General features: G+C 60.3%; 2 protein-coding genes. Both read left to right on the forward strand.

The annotated features are described in order from the left end of the window. The first annotated feature begins 102 nt into the window (after positions 1 to 102). On the forward strand, positions 103 to 1,047 hold the full coding sequence (menA, locus tag WH5701_RS15485) for a 2-carboxy-1,4-naphthoquinone phytyltransferase (protein WP_198002318.1): 945 nt from the start codon (positions 103 to 105) through the stop codon (positions 1,045 to 1,047). Further along, positions 1,044 to 2,015: an o-succinylbenzoate synthase gene (locus tag WH5701_RS15490; RefSeq protein ID WP_006173513.1), complete on the forward strand. Its 972-nt coding sequence runs from the start codon at positions 1,044 to 1,046 to the stop codon at positions 2,013 to 2,015. Before menA ends, WH5701_RS15490 begins: the two co-directional genes overlap by 4 nt. The last annotated feature ends 39 nt before the right edge of the window (positions 2,016 to 2,054 follow it).

Consider the following 2,054-nt stretch of genomic DNA (forward strand, 5'->3'; position numbering starts at 1 on the left):
TCAGGTTGCTGAAACTCAGATCAGCAGACATCTGTTGCGTCGTTGGGCCGAGGTACTGCTCAAATGTATGGGCCCTCCTCCTGGTTGACACGGGTCCTGCCCATGCAAGAGCCGCAGGCTGTCGCAACCCGTTACGCCCAACGACGGGCGTTATGGAAGGCCGCGATCAAGTGGCCGATGTATTCGGTTGCGGTGATGCCGGTCCTTTTGGCCGCTGGATGGCAGCTTGGTTTTAAGGGAATTCTGCGTTGGGACCAGCTCTTCGGTTTTTTGCTCGCCGCCATTCTTTTATTGCTTTGGGAGAACCTGAGCAACGATTTATTTGATGCCGATACGGGAGTGGATGCGGTTGGTAAGCCCCATTCGGTTGTGAATCTCACCGGCCGTCGGGATCGCATTGCTTGGCTGTCAACTGCATCCCTACTGCTCGGTTTGAGCTTGATGGGATGGCTGGCCTGGCGAAGCCATCCCGCCGTGTTGCTGCTGGTGTTGCTCAGTTGTGGCTTGGGCTACGTCTACCAAGGTCCGCCATTTCGTTTGGGCTACCAGGGGCTGGGGGAACCGCTCTGTTGGTTGGCGTTCGGTCCGGTGGCGTCGTCTGCAGCTCTGTTGGTGCTCGCTCCAGCTGGAGTGGGGGACGTGCCTTGGACATCTGCATTGGTGTTGGGAGCTGGGCCGGCCTTGGCCACCTCGTTGGTGCTGTTTTGTTCCCACTTCCATCAGGTGGAGGAAGACGCAGCCCATGGCAAGCGCTCACCGGTGGTGCGCCTGGGGACCGCACGGGCGGCTGCGCTGATCCCTTGGTTTGTGGGCCTCACCCTCACCTTGGAGTGGTTGCCAGTGGCCTTGGGCCATTGGCCGCCTACGGCTCTGCTGAGTGGTTTGGGCTTGCCGGCTGGATGGGCTTTGATTCGTTTAATGCGGCGACATCACAATCAGCCGCAGCGCACCTGCACCAGCAAATTCTTGGCCTTGCGCTTTCAGGCTTGGAATGGATTAGGGCTTGCCCTCGGCTTAGCCCTTGCACCGTTGTGGCCGTTGGGATGACGATCCAGCTTCAGGTGCGTCCCTTTAGCTTTTCGCTCTTGCAACCGTTGAGGACCGCTACTGGTGTGTTGTTCGAGCGGCGCGGGTGGTTGCTGCGGTTATGCGATGGCGATACCGGTGCCGTGGGTTGGGGGGAAGTGGCGCCGTTGCGAACGGAGCAGTGGTTGCGCTGCCAAACCCTGTTGGAGGAACTGCCTGGAGAGGTGAGCCGTGGTCAGCTTGAGGCCTTGATTGCTCAAGCATCAGGGGCGCTTGGCTTTGGCTTAGCTGCAGCATTAGCCGAGTTGGATGGACTCGTGGGGGACTTGTCGTCCGAGCCTTGGCAGGAAGCGCCTCCCCCGGCTCAGCTCCTGCCAGCGGGCGAGCAGATGCTGATGGCATTGGATCAAGTTCTCATCGACTGCCCGCCATCCCACGCGCTCACCTTTAAGTGGAAGGTGGCCACCGAGGCATCGGAACGCGAACAGCGTTGGCTGGAGCAGCTTCTCGTGCGTCTTCCCCATAACGCCAGGCTGCGGTTGGACGCCAATGGCGGGTGGGATCGCTTGACCGCAGGAGTTTGGCTAGAGCGGTTGCGGCAGGAGTCGCGGTTTGATTGGCTGGAGCAGCCGTTGGCGGTGACTGACCACGAAGGGCTCGAGCAATTGGCCCAACGCGGATCGGTGGCCCTCGATGAATCACTTGAGCATCGACCCGAGCTCCGAAACAGCTGGATTGGCTGGCAGGTTCGGCGTCCGTCGGTGGATGGGGATCCAAGGCCGTTGTTGCGGCAAATCCAATCTGGAGTTCCCAATCGAATGGTGAGTACCGCCTTCGAAACTGGGATCGCTCGCCGTTGGGTGCACCATCTGGCGGCGTTGCAGTGGGTTGGTCCAACGCCTGCTGCCCCTGGTCTTGCGCCGGGATGGTGTCCTAAAGGACCCTTGTTCTCTGACAATCCAGAGCTGGTCTGGGCAGCTGCAGGGTGATTGATCCCGACCACATCTTGCAGGCCTTAGATGCCGGTC

Source organism: Synechococcus sp. WH 5701, from assembly GCF_000153045.1.
GTDB classification, from domain to species: Bacteria; Cyanobacteriota; Cyanobacteriia; order PCC-6307; family Cyanobiaceae; genus Regnicoccus_A; species Regnicoccus_A antarcticus.

Bases quoted from the DNA above. Each gene is read 5' to 3' on its own strand.
- menA (WP_198002318.1), top strand. From the start codon at position 103: ATGCAAGAGCCGCAGGCTGTCGCAACCCGTTACGCCCAACGACGGGCG.
- WH5701_RS15490 (WP_006173513.1), top strand. From the start codon at position 1,044: ATGACGATCCAGCTTCAGGTGCGTCCCTTTAGCTTTTCGCTCTTGCAA.